The sequence below is a fragment of the Cupriavidus sp. Agwp_2 genome, assembly GCF_040784895.1.
In the GTDB taxonomy this organism is placed as follows: Bacteria; Pseudomonadota; Gammaproteobacteria; order Burkholderiales; family Burkholderiaceae; genus Cupriavidus.
Window position 1 is genome coordinate 1,529,951 of record NZ_CP088083.1, and the last position, 15,494, is coordinate 1,545,444.

Here is a 15,494-nt window from a genome sequence, read left to right on the forward strand (position 1 = left end):
GTGACGCCAGTGTGACGTCAGTGCCTAGTGTACGACAGGATGCGCGCCGGAAATGGCGCCGGGGGCACCTGCAATGCTGGGGCAGCCCGTCTGGACGGCGCGCTGCGGAGGAAGTCCCGGATCAACGCGGCGTGGAAGGACTATGCTTTGAGAACGGGCATGCCGGACGCAATGCGGGCTACGCTGGCATCACGGCCCCAGCCACGCACAACCGTATGGCGGTGACGACATGAAGCGTGTTCACGCCCTGATCGCGGCCAGCGCAATGCTGGCTGCCTGCGTTTCGACGGGCGTCGACGTCCGGCAGGAGCATCTGGAAAACTTCATGCTCGGCTTCTCCACGCTTGACGACGTGACCGGGCAACTCGGCAAGCCGACCTCGGAGACGACGCTGAGCAACGGGTCGATCATCCTGGTCTATTCCTTCGCGGCCTCCCGGCCGCATCCAGAGAGCTTCATCCCCTTCATCGGCCCGCTGTTCGCCGGCGGCTCCATCCGCTCGTCGATGGTGCTGTTCGAGTTCGACGAAAACGGTGTGCTCAGGAGCCAGCGCAGGAGCATGTCGACCAGTGCGTCGGGGCTGAGCGTATTGCCGGCGGATGCTTTGCCGTAGCGATGTCCTCGCGGACACCGCCTTGGGTCGCTTCCGGTCGCTTCCTGTCGCTCCAGGCCGCTTCAGGCTGCTTCGGGCACGGATTCCGGCCGGGTTGCCGCGCCGGCCTCGGCCCGGCCCGTGGGATACCCTGCCGCAAACACCATCCGCCCCGCCGACCACGTATGGGTGACCAGCGGCTGGCCGGCCACGCTGGCCACGGCAATCACGTCGGCGCGCAGTCCCGGCGCCAGGCGCCCGCGGTCGCGCAGCAGGCAGGCTTCCGCCGGGTTTGCCGTCACCAGCGCCAGCGCTTCGTTCAGTGGCAGTTCAGCCTGCCGTGCCGCGGCATAGGCGGCGGCGATCAGCGTAGAGGGCTGGTAGTCCGAGCACAGGATGGTGCCGACGCCGGCGTGGATGGCGTCGATCGCCCGCATCGAGCCGCTCTGGCTCTTGCCGCGCAGTACGTTGGGTGCGCCCAGGATGGTCGGCAGCGCTTGCGCGCAGGCGGCTTGCGCAGTCTCCAGGTTGATCGGGAACTCGCTCATGCGCACGCCCAGCGCCTGCATGGCTGCGATGCGCTGGGGCGAATCGTCGTCATGGCTGGCCGTGGGGATGCCGAGACGGTGCGCCTGTGCCACCAGCCGGTTGACGCGCTCGTGCGCGCCGTCCAGTGCGGCAGCTTTCTTGTCGGCGGCATCGGCGGCTTCCTCGCGGGTCATGCCGTGGTTGCCCATCATGTAGGCAAGGTAGGCGTCCAGCGTCTTGAACTGGCCCTGGCCCGGCGAATGGTCCATCACCGACAGCAGGTCGACCACGCCCTCGGCCATCAGCATTTCCAGCACCGGCACGGCGCCGGCGTCGGTCACTTCATAGCGGCAGTGGATGCGGTTATCGACCAGGCTGTGGCGGCGGAACGCGGCTAGGGTACGCACCAGCGTGGCGGCGGTGTCGACGTTGCGCACGCCGAAGTGGTTGCCGGCAAAGGACAGCGCATGGTACGGCGTGGTGATGCCGGCGGCGGCGTTGCGGCGGTCGACCTGGGCCACGGCGAAGTCCAGCGGAAACAGCACGTTGGCGCGCGGCTCGACCTCTTTCTCGATGGCATCGCAATGCACGTCGACCAGCCCCGGCATCAGGGTGTGGCCGCGCAGGTCGATCACCTCGGCGTGCGCGGGCGCGGCGGCAGGCTCGATGGCGGCGATATGGCCGTCATCGATCAGCAGCGCGCTGTCGTGCAGCACGCGGTCGGGCAATACCACGGTGGCGTGCGTGAGGTAGGTTGCAGGCATGTCCGGCTCCGTTGTTCTGACAGTTACTGGCCGGCGAGGGCAGTGGCAGGCTGCAGCGGCAGCAGGCGCGTGGCCACGGCGTCGCGTACCGCCTCGTCGTGGAAGATGCCGATCAGCGCGCGGCCTTCGGCCAGCGCCTCGCGGATCAGTTCGACCACGACCGCGCGGTTGTCGGCATCGAGCGAGGCGGTGGGCTCGTCGAGCAGCAGGATGGGGTGCCCGCCGATCAGGCCGCGTGCAATGTTGACGCGCTGCTGCTCGCCGCCGGAGAACGTGGCCGGCGGCAGTTCCCACAGCCGGCGCGGCAGATTCAGGCGTCCCAGCAGCACCTCGGCGCGGGCGCGGGCTTCTTCATGGCTGGTGCCGCGCTGTTGCAGCGGATCGGCCACCACGTCCAGCGCCGACACGCGCGGGATGGCGCGCAGGAACTGGCTGACATAGCCGATAACATCGCGGCGCAGCTTCAGTACGCGCTGTTCGGGGGCGTTGTTAAGCTCGACCCACGGCTCGCCGTCGGCGCTGGTGTCGCGCAGGCGGATGCTGCCTTCGGTCGCCAGGTAGTTGCCGTACAGGCAGCGCAGCAGCGTGCTCTTGCCCGTGCCGGACGGACCCGACAGTACCAGGCATTCGCCGCGCGCGGCGTCGAAGTCGATCGCGCTCAGCACCGGCAGGCGGATGCCCCCCTGGTTGTGCAGCGTAAACATCTTGCCGAGGCCGCGGACCTCGACCAGTTTCTGTGCATTGTCTGCTTGCATGTCGTCAGCCTTGCAGGATGGAGGAGACCAGCAACTGCGTGTACGGGTGCTGCGGGTCGTCGAGGATCTGGTCGGTCAGGCCTTGCTCGACCACGCGGCCGCCCTGCATCACCAGCGTGCGGTGCGCGAGCAGGCGCGCCACGGCGAGGTCGTGCGTGACCAGCACCGCGGCCAGGCCCAGGTCGGACACCAGCCGGCGCAACAGGTCGAGCAGGCGCGCCTGCACCGAGACATCGAGCGAGGCAGTAGGCTCGTCCATGAACACCAGCCGAGGATGCGTGACCAGGTTGCGCGCGATCTGCAGGCGCTGCTGCATGCCGCCCGAGAACGTGCCGGGCACGTCGTCCAGGCGCGCGAGGTCGATCTCCATTTTCTCGAGCCAGCTTCCGGCGACTTCGCGCAGGTTGCCGTAGTGTCGCTCGCCCACGGCCATCAGCCGCTCGGCGATATTGGCGCCCGCGCTGACCTGCATGCGCAGGCCGTCGCGGGCATGCTGGCGCACGAAGCCCCAGTCAGTGCGGGCCAGCAGCCGCATGCGCGCGCTCGACAGCGTGGCGAGGTCGGCCAGGCCGGACTCGCGCATGTCGTAGCTGACGCTGCCGCGCTGCGGTGGCGCCTGCATCGACAGGGCCTGCAGCAGCGTGCTCTTGCCAGAGCCGGATTCGCCGACCACGCACAGCACCTCGCCGGGATAGAGGTCGAAGCTGACGTCATGGCAGCCATGCAGGCCGTCCCAGGTGCGCGTCAGGTCGCGCACCGACAGCAGCGGGGTCGCGCTCATCGTGCACCTCCTGCGGCGGCCTTGAGGGCTTGCTCGGCCTGGCGGTCCGCGCAGTACTCGGTGTCCGAGCACACGAACATGCGCGTGCCGGCATCGTCGGTGATGATCTCGTCCAGGTAGCTGTCGGTGGCGCCGCACTGGGCGCAGCAACTGGTCCACTTCTCGACCGTGAACGGGTGGTCGGCGAAGTCCAGGCTCTTTACCGAGGTGTAAGGCGGCACGGCATAGACGCGCTTCTCGCGCCCGGCGCCGAACAGCATCAGCGCAGGGCTGCGGTCGAGCTTGGGGTTGTCGAACTTGGGAATCGGCGACGGCCGCATCATGTAGCGCTGGTTGACGATCACGGGATAGTCGTAAGTGGTGGCGATATGCCCGTGATGGGCGACGTCTTCATAGAGCTTGACGTGCATCGCGCCGTACTCCGACAGCGCGTGCATGGTGCGGGTCTCGGTCTCGCTCGGCTCCAGCCAGCGCAGCGGCTCGGGGATCGGCACCTGGAACACCATGGTCTGGCCCGCGCGCAACGGCGTTTCCGGAATGCGGTGGCGGGTCTGGATGATGGTGGCCTCGGCGGTGCGCTCGGTGGTCTGCACGCCGGTCACGCGGCCGAAGAAGCGGCGGATATTGATGGCGTTGGTGGTGTCGTCGGAACCCTGGTCGATCACCTTGAGCATGTCAGGCTTGCCGATAATGGCCGCGGTGACCTGGATGCCGCCGGTGCCCCAGCCATAGGGCAGCGGCATTTCGCGGCTGCCGAACGGGACCTGGTAGCCGGGAATCGCCACGGCCTTGAGCAGCGCGCGGCGCAGCATGCGCTTGGTCGATTCGTCGAGGTACCCGAAGTTGTAGTGTTCGTCGCGGGCGATGCCCGTGGTGGCGGATGCGTTCGCGGTGGTCATGCCAGCGACTCCTCTTGCGGCTGGGGCCGGGGTTGCGATTCAGGTTGCGACCCCGCCGGCGCTGCGGTTGTGATCGTGCCTGCCTGCTCGCCGCGCAGGCGGCGCAGCAGTTCCAGGTTGGCCTGGAAGTCCACGTAGTGCGGCAGCTTCAGGTGTTGCACGAAGCCGGAGGCCTCGACGTTGTCGCTGTGGTACAGCATGAATTCGATATCGTTGGCCGGGGCGTCGGCGGCTTCGCCCAGTTCGGCGGCGCGCATGGCGCGATCGGTCAGCGCCATCGACATGGCCTTGCGCTCGTTGTAGCCGAACACCAGGCCGTAGCCACGCGTGAAGCGCGGCGCTTCGTCGGCGTTGCCGGCGAACTGGCTGACCATCTGGCATTCGGTCAGTTCGATCTCGCCGATCGTCACCGCGAAGCCGAGCTCTTCGACAAACAGTTCGACCTCGGCGGTGCCATAGCGGATTTCCGCCGCGAACGGGTGCGAGTTGCCATAGCCGCGCTGCGTGGAATAGCCCATCGACAGCAGGAAGCCTTCATCGGCGCGCGCCAGGTTCTGCAGGCGCGCGGCGCGGCTGGCGGGGAAGGTCAGCGGTTCGCGCGTCAGGTCGGGCGGGGCGGGGTCGCCCACGGGGATCTCGTCGGCTTCGACCAGTTGTTCCGCTTCCAGCAAGCCGGTCACGCGCGGCATGCTGGCGGGCAGCGGCTCGGCCGATGGCGGCAGCGGCGCGGGCTCGCGGCCGGCTTCGAGTGAAAAGTCCAGCAGGCGCTGCGTGTAGTCATAGGTCGGCCCGAGTACCTGGCCGCCGGGCACGTCCTTGAAGGTCGACGAAATCCGGCGCTGCAGGCGCATCGCGCCGGTATCGACAGGCACCGTATAGCCAAAGCGCGCCAGCGTGGTCCGATACGCGCGCAACAGGAACACCGCCTCGATCTGGTCGCCGGCGGCCTGCTTCAGCGCCAGCGCGGCCAGGTGCGGGTCGTACAGCGAGCCCTCGGCCATCACGCGCGACACGGCCAGCGGCATCTGTTCGCGGATCTGCGCCAGCGTCAGCTCCGGCAGCGCCGTGTCGCCGCGGCGGTAGGCGTCGAGCATCTGGTAGGAATTCAGGATGGCGCGTTCGCCACCTTTGACGGCTACATACATGTCAGGCCTCCATCTGCGTGGTGCGCGTCAGCGCGCAGAACCGGTCGCCGCTGGCGAGCAACAGGTCGACGCCCAGCGGAAAGCCGGCGTTGTTGGCGCGCCAGGCGCCGCGGAAGTCCGCCGGCAGGCCGGCCACGCGCAGCGTTTGCGTGTGCTCGATGCCGGGGCCGCACAGCGTGAAGGTGTCGCCGTCGTCCAGCGAAGCGACTTCCACCAACAGCGTGGCCGAGCGGTCCGGGAAAGCGGACTCGCCCTGCGCGCACTCTGCCAGCGCCGGCATGGCGTGGCCGGCGGGCACGCACACGAAGGTGGCGGCGCGGAGGTCGTCGGTCAGCGGACAACCGCAATGGAAGCGCAGGAACGCGCGCGCCGCGGCGGGCACGCCCGCGGGCAACCACACCGGGGTATCGGGATCGGCCAGCGTCAGCAGCAGCGCGGCCAGCGCCGGCGACAGGCCGTCGGGCAGGCCGCTGGTCACCGGCAGGGACTGGATTTGTCCGGGATGGGCGAAGGCATGCAGCGTGGCGCGGAATACCTGCTGTGCATCGTCGACCGGGTTGTCAAAGCCAGGCACCAGCGAGGTGGCGGCGGACAGCACCGGCGTTGCGGAGGATTGGGCGGATGTCATGTCAGTCCTCTCCCCGGACCATGGTGAAGAACTCCACGCGCGTCTGCGCGGCGACGGCGGCCTGCTGCGCCGTGCGCGCGGCATGGGCGTCGGCCAGCGGCGCCAGCACGGCGTCGTGCACGCGCCGGTGCCACGCCGGGCGCTGCAGCAGCGCATCCAGCACCGCGGCATGCTGCGCGTGCTGTGTGCTGCGGCCTTGTACATAGGCAACACCCACGGTGCCGCCGGCATCGCCGTCTTCCAGCACGACCGCGCAGCGCGTGACCGTGATCTCGCCGAGGTTGAACTGCGCGCCGGTGCCGCCGGCACGCGCCCGCACCATCGCCATGCCGGACTCCGGCTTGCGCAGCAGGCGCCACGCGGGCAGGGCCGCTGACTGGCCCAGTCGCGCGTAGGCCGCATCGAGCGCCTCGGTTGGCGCCATCGCCAGGATTCGCAGCCAGGCAGCGCGGGCCGCGTTCGCATCGGTCGTTGCCGGACCGGCGTTTTCGCTTTGCATCATCACCCCTATACGTCTATACGTTTAGATGTCACAACGTGAACACGCCGCTACTAGACCACAGGCAGATGAACGTTTCGTGACGGTGTGCGGCACTAGTCGGGCAACACGCCATGCCGGCATAACTCGGGCACAATCGCATGGCACCAATGAACGCTTGATGACAAGAGGGCAGGATGTCTGATCGGGAAGTAGAACGGGGTTCCGGCGTGGCAGTCTGGCGCCAGATCGGCGAGGCGCTGGCGGACGACATCCGCAACAAGCTGTACCAGCCCGGTGAGCAACTGCCGCCGGAGCCGGAGCTGGCGACACGCTTCGCCGTGAACCGGCACACCATCCGGCGCGCCATGGGCGAGCTGGAACTGAGCGGGCTGGTGCGCATCGAGCAGGGGCGCGGCACTTTCGTGCAGGAGCATGCGATCGACTACGCGATCGGGCGGCGCACGCGCTTTTCGCGGAACCTGGCCGCGCAGGGGATGCGCGGGCATACCGAGATCATCGGCTGCCAGGAACTGCGCGCACCGGAGATCGCACGCCACCTGGGGCTGGCGCGCACGGCGCCGGTCTTGCACGTGCAGATGCGCGGGCAGGCCGAGGCCCGCACCATCGACGTTGCCGAGCACTATTTCGATCCGAAGCGCTTCCCGGGCCTCGACGAGGTGCTGCGCGCGCAGCAATCGGTGTCGCGCGCGCTCGCGCACTTCGGCATCGCGGACTACACGCGCAAGTGGTCGCGCATTACCGCCGCCATGCCCAGCGCTCCGGTGGCACGGCTGCTGAACCAGCCCAAGACTCGCCCGGTGCTGCAGGTGGAGGCGCTCAACGTCGATATCGACGGCGCGCCGGTGCAGTACAGCGTGACACGCTTCGCCGGCGACTGGGTCCAGCTGACGGTTTCCGACAGCGACTGAGGCTGGACTGAGGCCGCACGGACGCTGCGCGCATTGGTCTAGACATCTGTCTGTCATCTGCCGGCGCTAACGTGCTGACCATGCATACGATCATTCCTACCCAAGCGCCGCAACTGAGCGGCATCACGGGGCGCCGCGTGCTTGGCGCAGCGGGCCTGGGCCCGGCCACGCTCGGCTGGCACGACGGCATCGTTGCCCCGCATCCGCCCGCATCCGGCCTGTGGCTTGACGCAGGCGACCTGCTGGTGCTGCCCGGCATCGTCGATATCCACGGCGACGCGTTCGAGCGCGCGGTGATGCCGCGCCCGGGCGTCAGCTTCCCGTACGCGGGTGCGCTGCTCGACGTGGACCGCCAGTTGCTGGCCAACGGGATTACCACCGAGTTCCATGGCGTGACCCTGTCATGGGAAGGCGGGTTGCGCGGCGAAGCGTATGCGCTGCGCATGTTCGAAGCGCTCGCACAGGCAGCTCCCGTGCTTGGCGCCGGGCACAAGGTACACCTGCGCTTCGAGGCATTCCACCTCGCCGGCGTCGAAACCGCGCTGGCCTGGATCGCCGAAGGCCGTGTCGGGCTGCTCGCCATCAACGACCACCTGCCGATGATGGCGCGCCGCATGGCGGACGAAGGCAAGTTGCGGCAATACGCCGAACGCGCCGAGTGTGACGTCGAGACCTTCCGCCGGCGGCTGCGCGCAGCCAGCGCCAATGCGCAGGAAGTGCCGGAGGCGATGGCTCGCCTTATCGCCGCGGCGCGCGCGGCCGGGCTGCCGGTCGCGTCGCATGACGACCCGGACGTGGCCACGCGCCAGCACTATCACCGCCGTGGCTGCCGCATTGCCGAGTTTCCGCTGACCATCGACGCTGCCACGCTGGCGCGCCAGCTCGGCGACGACATCGTGTTTGGCGCGCCCAACGTGGTGCGCGGCACCAGCCACACCGGCGCGCCCAACGCGACCGAGATGGTGGCCGCCGGCCTGTGCACGGTGCTTGCCTCCGACTACTACTACCCGGCGCCGCTGCAAGCCGCGCTGCGCCTGGCGCAACTGGGCATGCTCGACCTGCAGGGTGCGTGGCAACTGGTGTCGCGCAATCCCGCGCGCGCCGCCGGACTGCGCGATCGTGGCATGCTGGCCGCGGGCCTGCGGGCCGATGCGATCCTGGTCGATGACCGCCAGCCGGGCGCGCCGCGCGTCTGCGCCACTATCGTCAATGGCGAGCTGAAGCATGCGGCGGCGATGCCACTGCTGGTCGATCTTGCCGACGCCGGTACACTGGCGGCATGACCATGCATGCACACCGTTACGCGATATACCTGGCGCCGGCTGAGCCGTTTCGTACCTTCGGCAACCAGTGGCTTGGCCGCGATGCCGATACGGGCGCGGCTCCGCTGGTGCCTGCCGCATTCACTGCGCCGCCTCCGGAGTGGGTGCGGGCGCCGGCCCACTACGGCCTCCATGCCACGCTGAAGCCACCATTCCGGCTTGCCGACGGCATCGACGCCACGCAGCTCGACGCCGCAGCCCGCGCTTTCGCGCGCGGCCGCGAAGCGTTCGACGCGCCGTTGGCGCTGCACTCGCTGCGTGGCTTTGTCGCATGGTGCCTGGCCGAAGCTTCCTCGCCGATGCAGGCGCTGGCCGATGACAGTGTGCTGGCATTCGAGCGCTTCCGGGCGCCGCCCGGCGCGGCGGAACTGGCACGGCGCAAGCCGGAACAGCTGAACGAGGCGCAACGCCGGATGCTCGATGCGTGGGGCTATCCGTACGTGTTCGAGACCTTTGTCTTTCATATCACGCTGACCGGCATGCTTGATGCCGCCAGCGAGGCCGCTGCACTGGCACGCCTGTCCGCTGTGGTGGGCAAGCTGCCGGAAGTGCCGCTGCATGTCGACGGCATCAGCGTGTTCGTGCAGCCGCAGGCTGGCGATGACTTTATCGTCGGGCGCCACTATGGCTTCGATGGCAGCATCAACGATGGCGCCGGTGCGGCGTACCTGGACGCATGAGTACGCGAATCAAAACTGACGGCAGTGGCCTGTTTTACGTGATGGGGCCGTCCGGCAGCGGCAAGGATTCGCTGCTGCGCGCGTTGCGCGAGCGGTTGGGGCCTGATGATCGCGTCGTGGTGGCGCATCGCTATATCACGCGGGAGGCAGATGCCAACGAAGCGTCGGTGGCACTTAGTCCTGATGAGTTTCAGCGCCGGCGGGCGCTTGGGTGCCTGGCGCTGAACTGGCACAGCCATGGGTTGCATTACGGGATTGGGGTCGAGATCGAGCAGTGGCTGGCTGCGGGACTGACGGTGATCGTCAACGGCTCGCGGGAGTATCTGCCGCAGGCGGTGGCGCGCTATCCCAAACTTTGCGCTATCCATGTGCGGGTCAAGCCGGAGGTGCTGGCTGCGCGCCTGCGTCAGCGCGGGCGTGAGTCAGAGGAGGCCATCGCACGGCGGCTTGTGCGGGCCGGGCAGGCGTTTGATGTTCCTGATGGATGTTTGTTGGTAGAGATTGATAACAGTGGGGCGTTGCGGGCGTCGGCGGATGATTTGGCGCGGGTGGTGGGGGTGGGAGGGGATTAGCTCGGTCCTGCCACTGTGGCTCAAGGTTGTGACATGCTGTCGGGCTTTGAAGCGCCGGGGTCGCTGCTGGTGACATGCTGTCGGCCTTTGAAGCGCCGTGATCGCTGCTGGTGACATGCTGTCGGCCTTTGAACCGCCTGGTTCCGCCCTGCTGGGCGGGTCACTTTTTGGCCGAGCGCCAAAAAGTAACCAAAAAGCGCGTCGCCTGAGCGGCTGGCTATCAATTTGGCGGCGTGGGTGGTTCGGGCGGTGGTGATTTCCGTTTAGCTTGGGTGCCCGTTCGAACCTGCTAACGCTATGTGAGTTAGGGATCGTGCCTGCGTTAACCGGCTCTTGAACAATCCCCATGCCGGGCGTAGGCCGCCTGCTGCATGCGATATTGGTGGGACGCCTTCGGCTGCGCTACGCGCGGGCCCTAACGTGGCAGAGCGGCCGATCTCTCTCTGGTCATTGCCGTCGCCGCCTAGCGAGCGAAGCGATGCGTTCGTGCCAGGGCACCTCATCCGCGAGACTGAGCCGCGCGCAGCGCAGCCGTAGGCGATGATGCGATACCGCAGGCAGCAGGCGGCCTACACCCGTCCTGGGGATTGTTCAAAAGTGGGTATTCGCCAGGCACCGACATTCACTCACCTGGCGTAGCAGGCTGGCACCGCGACCGCCCAGGAGGGCGGAACCGGGCGGTTCAAAGGCCGACAGCATGTCACCAGCAGCGATAACGGCGCTTCAAAACCCCCAGCAGCGACCCCGGCGCTTCAAAACCCGACAGCATGTCACCAACATCCACAGCCGCGCCTCAAAGCCCAACACTAAAACTAACGCCATGCTCAATAAACCCAAGCCCCCGATAAAACCGATGCGCCTGTAACCGCCGCGCATTGGACGAAAGCGCCAGCTTCCCAGCCCCAGCCTCACGCGCCAGCCGCATAGCCTGCTGCATCATCGCCTTGCCAACTCCCATGCCACGCGCGTGCGGCGCGACCACCACGGCCTCGACAATCGCCTCTGGCCGCCCGTCATGAACGATCACAGGAAACACCAGCAAACAAAACGTGCCAAGTGGAATCTCGTCAGCATCCACCATCATGTAGCAGCGATAGTCCGGATAGCGCCGCATGGTCGCATAGCGCTCACGCATCGTCGCCAGAGACAACGGCGGCTCGCCATCCATTGAGGCAAGCAGTGCGGAAAGGTGCCGCAACTCCGCATCGGACCCCCGCACCTCGCGCAAGGCAAGGGCAGGAGCAGCGGAACAGTCCTCGGAGCGGGAACGCATCAGCATAGGATTACACCAGCACCTTGCGGATCTGCGCAGAAATAATATCGATGGCCGACACAAACAGGATGATGATGATCATCACCGCGCAGGTCTGCCCATACTGGAAGCTGCGGATGATTTCCCAAAGCACGGTGCCGATGCCGCCGGCGCCGACAATGCCCACCACCGAAGCCGACCGTACATTCGACTCGAAGCGATACAGCGCAAACGACAGCCACAGCGGCAACACCTGCGGAATCACACCGTAGACGATCTCTTCGATCGGACCGGCGCCGGTGGCGCGCACGCCTTCGACCGGCCGCGGGTCGATCGCCTCGACGGCTTCGGCAAAGAGCTTGGCCAGCACGCCCGTGGTGTGGATCCAGATCGCCAGCACACCAGCGAACGGCCCCAGGCCGACGGCGACGATAAACAGCATCGCGAACACCATCTCGTTGATGGCGCGGCAAGCGTCCATGATGCGGCGCGCCGGCTGGTAGACCCACACCGGCACAATATTGGCCGAGCACAGCAGGCCCAGCGGCACCGCCAGCGCGACCGCCATGGCCGTGCCCCACAAGGCGATCTGGACAGTAACCAGCATCTCGTCCAGGTAGTGGCGCCAGTCGCGGAAGTCGGGCGGGAAGAAATCGGCGGCGAATTTCGCCATGTTGTCGGAATCGCGCAGCAGGTCCATCGGGCGCATGTCGGCGCCTTGCCAGGACAGCGCAAGCAAGGCCAGCACGACCGCCCAGGTCAGCATCATGGCAAGGGACGTGCGCGGCGGCCGGACAGGATTTTGACGCGAGGGGGGCAGGCCGGGCGTGGCGGTGGCGGTCATGGGCAATCCGGTTTGAAGCATGTGAGGAAGTAGCGGCCTTGGGTCGGCAACAAGCCGGCCCAAGGCAAAACAGCTTATTGCGCGCTGGTCGCGGCAGCGGCCTTGTCCAGCTCGGCCAGGCGGCGCGAGACGTCGGCGAGGCGCTTGTCCTTGTCGGCGGCGGCCAGCGTGGTGTCGGTCTCGATCTTGGCCTTCTCGCGCGCCAGTTCGATCTGGCGGATCGGCACCAGCTGCGCGTCGCTGGAGGTGCGGAAGCCCTGGTAGGTCAGCGTGGCCAGCACCTGCTTTTCGCGCGCGGCGTCGGTACCTTTGCCATAGTTGACGAAGAAGGTCTGGATCTTCTTCTTCAGCTCGGGCGACAGGTCCTTGCGGTAGACCATCGGATCGGCCGGGATCAGCGGCGACTTCCACAGCACGCGTACCTGGTCATAGGGATTCTTGCCCGTGTTGATGCGGTAGCGCTCCATGTTCTCGGTGTTGTTCACCGCCACGTCAACTTGCTTGTTCAGCACCGACAGCAGGTTGGCTTCGTGGTTGCCGATGCGCACCGCCTTGAACAGCGTTTTCGGCTCGACCTTGTTGGCGGTCCACAGGTAGAAGCCCGGCACCGCGGTACCGGAGGTAGAGTTGGGATCGCCGGCGCCGTAGCTCAGCTCCTTGCCGCGCTTGATCACGTCCTCGACGCTCTTGATGTCGCTGTCTTTGTTGACGATCAGCAGCGACCAGTAGCCCGGGTTGCCGTCCTTGTCGATCACCGAGGCGAACACTTCGCCGTTGGCGCGGTCCACCGCTTCCATCGCGGACTTGTTGCCGAACCAGGCGATCTGGACCTTGTTGAAGCGCATGCCTTCGATGATGCCGGCATAGTCCGAGGCGAAGAACGGCTTGACCGTCACGCCCAGCGTCTTGCTGAGATCGTCGATCAGCGGCTGCCAGGCGCTTTTCAGGTTCGAGGACGATTCCGTCGAGATAAAGCCGATGCTCAGGCTCTTGGCGTCCTGGGCGAAGGCGGGCAGGGCGACCAGGCCAGAAGCGACGACGGCGACAAAGGTTCTGCGAAGCATGGATAACTCCGATTGGGAAGCTTGGGGGGAGAAGACTGCGTGGGCGGGGCGGCGCTCAGGCCGCCGCCAGGTTCATCGTGACCATCGCGGGCGCGGGCATTGCCGGGGCGGTTTCGTCCGCATCCGTTGCGGCATCGTGCAGCAGCTCGTCGGCCTCGGTGCCGTACAGGTCGCGCAGCATGGCCGGCGTCAGCGCCGCCGAGGGGCCGTCATAGACCACCTTGCCGTGGCGCAGCGCCACCACGCGCGGGCAGTAGCGCATGGCCACGTCCACCTGGTGCAGCGATACCACCACCGCCACCTTGCGCGTGCGGTTGATCTGCGTGAGCAGCGACATCACGCGGCGCGACGATTCCGGGTCGAGCGAGGCAATCGGCTCGTCGGCCAGGATCACGCGCGCGTTCTGCACCAGCGTGCGCGCGATGGCCGCGCGTTGCTGCTGGCCGCCCGACAGCGTCGAGGCGCGCTGAAACGCATAGTCGTCTATACCAACCTGGGCAAGCGCATCGAGGCCGGCGCGTAGTTCATCGGCCTTGAAGATACGGAACAGGCTGCGCCATTTGGGGATGCGGGCCAGCATGCCGACCAGCACATTGGTGATCACCGGCAGCCGGCCCACCAGGTTGAACTGCTGGAAGACGAAGCCGATCTCGCCGCGCACCTGGCGCACGTTGCGGGCCAGGCGGCCATTGCGCTGCACCGGGCGGCCGTTGACCAGGATCTCGCCGGCATCGGCGGTGACGAAGCCGGCCATATGGCGCAGCAGCGTCGACTTGCCCGATCCCGAGGCACCCAGCAGTGCAACCATTTCGCCGGGGGCAACGCGCAGCGTGACCTCGTCAAGCGCCTTGCGGTCCGCGCGGAACGATTTGGAGAGCCCGCGGACTTCAATTGTGTGGGTCATGACGACTCCGTGGCTTGAATGACGTCACGGATTCTGGCGGGCGTATATGTCAGACAGATGAAGATGGACGTCCCGTGCTACAAGCCGCCGAGCGCGTTCACGGTGAACGCCAGGATTCCCATGTTGAACAGGAACGCGGCCATGCAGTGCGCCAGCGCCACCTTGCGCATATGCGCGCCGTGGATAGTGATGTCCGACGTCTGGAACGTCATGCCCAGCGTGAAACTGAAATACAGGAAGTCCCAGTAGCTGGGCTCCCGCACGCCGGGCACCTCCAGCCCGCGCCGGTCGCCGGTGGGAGACTGCAGGTAGAAGAGATGCGCATAGTGCAGCGTGAAGACGGTATTGGCGAAGAGCCAGGACAGGATCAGCGTGGCGACGATCAGCGCGACATCCATCCAGTGTGGCGTCTCCGGGCGCGCGACCAGCGTGCCGATCGATACCAGGATGACCATCGACAGCAGCACGGTGATGGCCAGCAGCGCGGGCCGGTTGGCGTCGTTGAGCTCTGCGGTGCGCCGCATCGCGGCGGCATCGGCACGCAACAGCGGCAGTGCTGCGCCAAGGAAGACCAGGGCGGCGATATCGAAGCCGATCAGCAGCGCGATGCGCAGCTGCGCGCCGAGCGCTGCCGCGGCGCCGGTCGCGACGATCAGGATGGCGCCGCACACCAGGAAGCGCGGCGGCGCGAGGCGTTTGCCGATGGCAATGGAAGAAGGTGTGTGCATGGCTGGAGCTGGTGTCCGTAATCAGGCCTTGACTGCCGGCGATCAAGCCGCGGGCGCGGCGGGAAATCGCATACCGACCAATCGGTCGCACATAGCCCTTGCGTCGCCATGTTGCGCCGCGACGCGCGAGCGCCGGCTGGCAGGGCAATGTGAGGATATGCAGCGGTCAGCCATTCCGCATCTGGTATTGAACAGTCCCGGCTGACCGACTAAGATGGACTTTCGCGGCGCAAACGGTAAGCGCCGCCAGCCAGTCCCTCGCCCCGGCAACGACGTCTGCACCACCAGACCGGCTTCCGGCGGCGTTAGCGCAGTCCCGTTGCAAGACACTACCCCTGTTTGCCGAGGAGACGCCTGTGCTGAGTCATCACGAGTTTGCCACCCTGGTCCTTGTCAACGACAGCATCGACCCGCCCGAACTGGAACGAACCGACGTGGAAGCGCTGCTCGCGCACCAGCTGATTACGCTGGAACGGGTCGGGCCCAGCGTCAGCCGGCCGCAGGTCACGCTCCAGGGTTACCGTTTCCTCAAGGCGCTTGGGCGCATCCGGGCGAAAGAGCCTCGCGCCTGCCAGTGACGCCCTGCCATGCGCGGCTTGCCGCCGCGGCATGCTTGCCAGTCCCCC

At 67.1% G+C, this 15,494-nt stretch carries 18 protein-coding genes; 6 read left to right on the plus strand and 12 right to left on the minus strand.

Features of this window, described 5'->3' with window-relative positions:
• Positions 1-229 precede the first annotated feature (229 nt).
• Positions 230-613, plus strand: a complete 384-nt coding sequence (locus LPA45_RS07120) for a hypothetical protein (RefSeq protein WP_116320937.1) — start codon at positions 230-232, stop codon at positions 611-613.
• Between the two features lie 62 nt (positions 614-675).
• Here LPA45_RS07120 and LPA45_RS07125 read toward each other — a convergent pair whose 3' ends face one another.
• From LPA45_RS07125 to phnG, 7 genes are read right to left on the minus strand one after another with little or no spacing between them, the layout of a single operon-like run.
• Positions 676-1,884, minus strand: a complete 1,209-nt coding sequence (locus LPA45_RS07125; protein ID WP_116320936.1) for an alpha-D-ribose 1-methylphosphonate 5-triphosphate diphosphatase — start codon at positions 1,882-1,884, stop codon at positions 676-678.
• A gap of 23 nt (positions 1,885-1,907) precedes the next feature.
• Positions 1,908-2,639 carry a phosphonate C-P lyase system protein PhnL gene (gene phnL, locus LPA45_RS07130; protein WP_116320935.1) on the minus strand — a complete coding sequence of 244 codons (732 nt, stop codon included), beginning with the start codon at positions 2,637-2,639 and terminating at the stop codon, positions 1,908-1,910.
• Between the two features lie 4 nt (positions 2,640-2,643).
• Positions 2,644-3,420 (minus strand): phosphonate C-P lyase system protein PhnK, encoded by a 777-nt coding sequence (gene phnK, locus LPA45_RS07135; RefSeq protein WP_116320934.1) that lies wholly within the window; start codon positions 3,418-3,420, stop codon positions 2,644-2,646.
• Positions 3,417-4,319 (minus strand): alpha-D-ribose 1-methylphosphonate 5-phosphate C-P-lyase PhnJ, encoded by a 903-nt coding sequence (locus tag LPA45_RS07140; RefSeq protein WP_116320933.1) that lies wholly within the window; start codon positions 4,317-4,319, stop codon positions 3,417-3,419. Before LPA45_RS07140 ends, phnK begins: the two co-directional genes overlap by 4 nt.
• Entirely contained in the window at positions 4,316-5,464 is a 1,149-nt protein-coding gene (locus tag LPA45_RS07145; RefSeq protein ID WP_116320932.1) for a carbon-phosphorus lyase complex subunit PhnI, read from the minus strand. Before LPA45_RS07145 ends, LPA45_RS07140 begins: the two co-directional genes overlap by 4 nt.
• A gap of 1 nt (position 5,465) precedes the next feature.
• A complete protein-coding gene (gene phnH, locus LPA45_RS07150; protein ID WP_116320931.1) occupies positions 5,466-6,092 on the minus strand; it encodes a phosphonate C-P lyase system protein PhnH in 627 nt (208 codons plus the stop codon).
• 1 nt (position 6,093) lies between these two features.
• Entirely contained in the window at positions 6,094-6,594 is a 501-nt protein-coding gene (phnG, locus tag LPA45_RS07155) for a phosphonate C-P lyase system protein PhnG (RefSeq protein WP_116320930.1), read from the minus strand.
• A gap of 173 nt (positions 6,595-6,767) precedes the next feature.
• Here phnG and phnF point away from each other — a divergent pair, with 173 nt between their 5' ends.
• From phnF to phnN, 4 genes are all read left to right on the plus strand, one after another.
• The gene (gene phnF / locus LPA45_RS07160; RefSeq protein ID WP_116320929.1) at positions 6,768-7,502 is read left to right on the plus strand and encodes a phosphonate metabolism transcriptional regulator PhnF; all 735 of its coding nucleotides are present in this window, start codon (positions 6,768-6,770) and stop codon (positions 7,500-7,502) included.
• Positions 7,503-7,582: 80 nt separating this feature from the next.
• Positions 7,583-8,785 carry an alpha-D-ribose 1-methylphosphonate 5-triphosphate diphosphatase gene (locus LPA45_RS07165; RefSeq protein WP_116321066.1) on the plus strand — a complete coding sequence of 401 codons (1,203 nt, stop codon included), beginning with the start codon at positions 7,583-7,585 and terminating at the stop codon, positions 8,783-8,785.
• Positions 8,782-9,504 carry a DUF1045 domain-containing protein gene (locus LPA45_RS07170; protein WP_116320928.1) on the plus strand — a complete coding sequence of 241 codons (723 nt, stop codon included), beginning with the start codon at positions 8,782-8,784 and terminating at the stop codon, positions 9,502-9,504. Before LPA45_RS07165 ends, LPA45_RS07170 begins: the two co-directional genes overlap by 4 nt.
• Positions 9,501-10,076 (plus strand): phosphonate metabolism protein/1,5-bisphosphokinase (PRPP-forming) PhnN, encoded by a 576-nt coding sequence (gene phnN / locus LPA45_RS07175; protein WP_116320927.1) that lies wholly within the window; start codon positions 9,501-9,503, stop codon positions 10,074-10,076. The genes LPA45_RS07170 and phnN overlap by 4 nt, the downstream gene beginning before the upstream one ends.
• 793 nt (positions 10,077-10,869) lie before the next feature.
• Here phnN and LPA45_RS07180 read toward each other — a convergent pair.
• The 5 genes from LPA45_RS07180 to LPA45_RS07200 all read right to left on the minus strand — a co-directional run bounded on the left by LPA45_RS07180 (position 10,870) and on the right by LPA45_RS07200 (position 14,868).
• Positions 10,870-11,355, minus strand: a complete 486-nt coding sequence (locus tag LPA45_RS07180; RefSeq protein WP_317921457.1) for a GNAT family N-acetyltransferase — start codon at positions 11,353-11,355, stop codon at positions 10,870-10,872.
• Positions 11,356-11,359: 4 nt separating this feature from the next.
• Entirely contained in the window at positions 11,360-12,172 is an 813-nt protein-coding gene (gene phnE / locus LPA45_RS07185; RefSeq protein ID WP_116323296.1) for a phosphonate ABC transporter, permease protein PhnE, read from the minus strand.
• 74 nt (positions 12,173-12,246) lie between these two features.
• The gene (gene phnD, locus LPA45_RS07190) at positions 12,247-13,236 is read right to left on the minus strand and encodes a phosphonate ABC transporter substrate-binding protein (RefSeq protein ID WP_116323295.1); all 990 of its coding nucleotides are present in this window, start codon (positions 13,234-13,236) and stop codon (positions 12,247-12,249) included.
• A 55-nt stretch (positions 13,237-13,291) separates the two neighbouring features.
• Entirely contained in the window at positions 13,292-14,140 is an 849-nt protein-coding gene (gene phnC, locus LPA45_RS07195; RefSeq protein WP_116323294.1) for a phosphonate ABC transporter ATP-binding protein, read from the minus strand.
• A 77-nt stretch (positions 14,141-14,217) separates the two neighbouring features.
• Positions 14,218-14,868, minus strand: coding sequence for a DUF1345 domain-containing protein (locus LPA45_RS07200; protein ID WP_116323293.1), 651 nt, complete (start codon positions 14,866-14,868; stop codon positions 14,218-14,220).
• 356 nt (positions 14,869-15,224) lie between these two features.
• On the opposite strand from LPA45_RS07200, the gene LPA45_RS07205 reads away from it, so the two are divergent.
• On the plus strand, positions 15,225-15,446 hold the full coding sequence (locus LPA45_RS07205) for a hypothetical protein (RefSeq protein ID WP_116323292.1): 222 nt from the start codon (positions 15,225-15,227) through the stop codon (positions 15,444-15,446).
• Positions 15,447-15,494: the final 48 nt, after the last annotated feature.

Bases quoted from the DNA above. Each gene is read 5' to 3' on its own strand.
- LPA45_RS07120 (WP_116320937.1), top strand. From the start codon at position 230: ATGAAGCGTGTTCACGCCCTGATCGCGGCCAGCGCAATGCTGGCTGCC.
- LPA45_RS07125 (WP_116320936.1), bottom strand. From the start codon at position 1,884: ATGCCTGCAACCTACCTCACGCACGCCACCGTGGTATTGCCCGACCGC.
- phnL (WP_116320935.1), bottom strand. From the start codon at position 2,639: ATGCAAGCAGACAATGCACAGAAACTGGTCGAGGTCCGCGGCCTCGGC.
- phnK (WP_116320934.1), bottom strand. From the start codon at position 3,420: ATGAGCGCGACCCCGCTGCTGTCGGTGCGCGACCTGACGCGCACCTGG.
- LPA45_RS07140 (WP_116320933.1), bottom strand. From the start codon at position 4,319: ATGACCACCGCGAACGCATCCGCCACCACGGGCATCGCCCGCGACGAA.
- LPA45_RS07145 (WP_116320932.1), bottom strand. From the start codon at position 5,464: ATGTATGTAGCCGTCAAAGGTGGCGAACGCGCCATCCTGAATTCCTAC.
- phnH (WP_116320931.1), bottom strand. From the start codon at position 6,092: ATGACATCCGCCCAATCCTCCGCAACGCCGGTGCTGTCCGCCGCCACC.
- phnG (WP_116320930.1), bottom strand. From the start codon at position 6,594: ATGATGCAAAGCGAAAACGCCGGTCCGGCAACGACCGATGCGAACGCG.
- phnF (WP_116320929.1), top strand. From the start codon at position 6,768: ATGTCTGATCGGGAAGTAGAACGGGGTTCCGGCGTGGCAGTCTGGCGC.
- LPA45_RS07165 (WP_116321066.1), top strand. From the start codon at position 7,583: ATGCATACGATCATTCCTACCCAAGCGCCGCAACTGAGCGGCATCACG.
- LPA45_RS07170 (WP_116320928.1), top strand. From the start codon at position 8,782: ATGACCATGCATGCACACCGTTACGCGATATACCTGGCGCCGGCTGAG.
- phnN (WP_116320927.1), top strand. From the start codon at position 9,501: ATGAGTACGCGAATCAAAACTGACGGCAGTGGCCTGTTTTACGTGATG.
- LPA45_RS07180 (WP_317921457.1), bottom strand. From the start codon at position 11,355: ATGCTGATGCGTTCCCGCTCCGAGGACTGTTCCGCTGCTCCTGCCCTT.
- phnE (WP_116323296.1), bottom strand. From the start codon at position 12,172: ATGACCGCCACCGCCACGCCCGGCCTGCCCCCCTCGCGTCAAAATCCT.
- phnD (WP_116323295.1), bottom strand. From the start codon at position 13,236: ATGCTTCGCAGAACCTTTGTCGCCGTCGTCGCTTCTGGCCTGGTCGCC.
- phnC (WP_116323294.1), bottom strand. From the start codon at position 14,140: ATGACCCACACAATTGAAGTCCGCGGGCTCTCCAAATCGTTCCGCGCG.
- LPA45_RS07200 (WP_116323293.1), bottom strand. From the start codon at position 14,868: ATGCACACACCTTCTTCCATTGCCATCGGCAAACGCCTCGCGCCGCCG.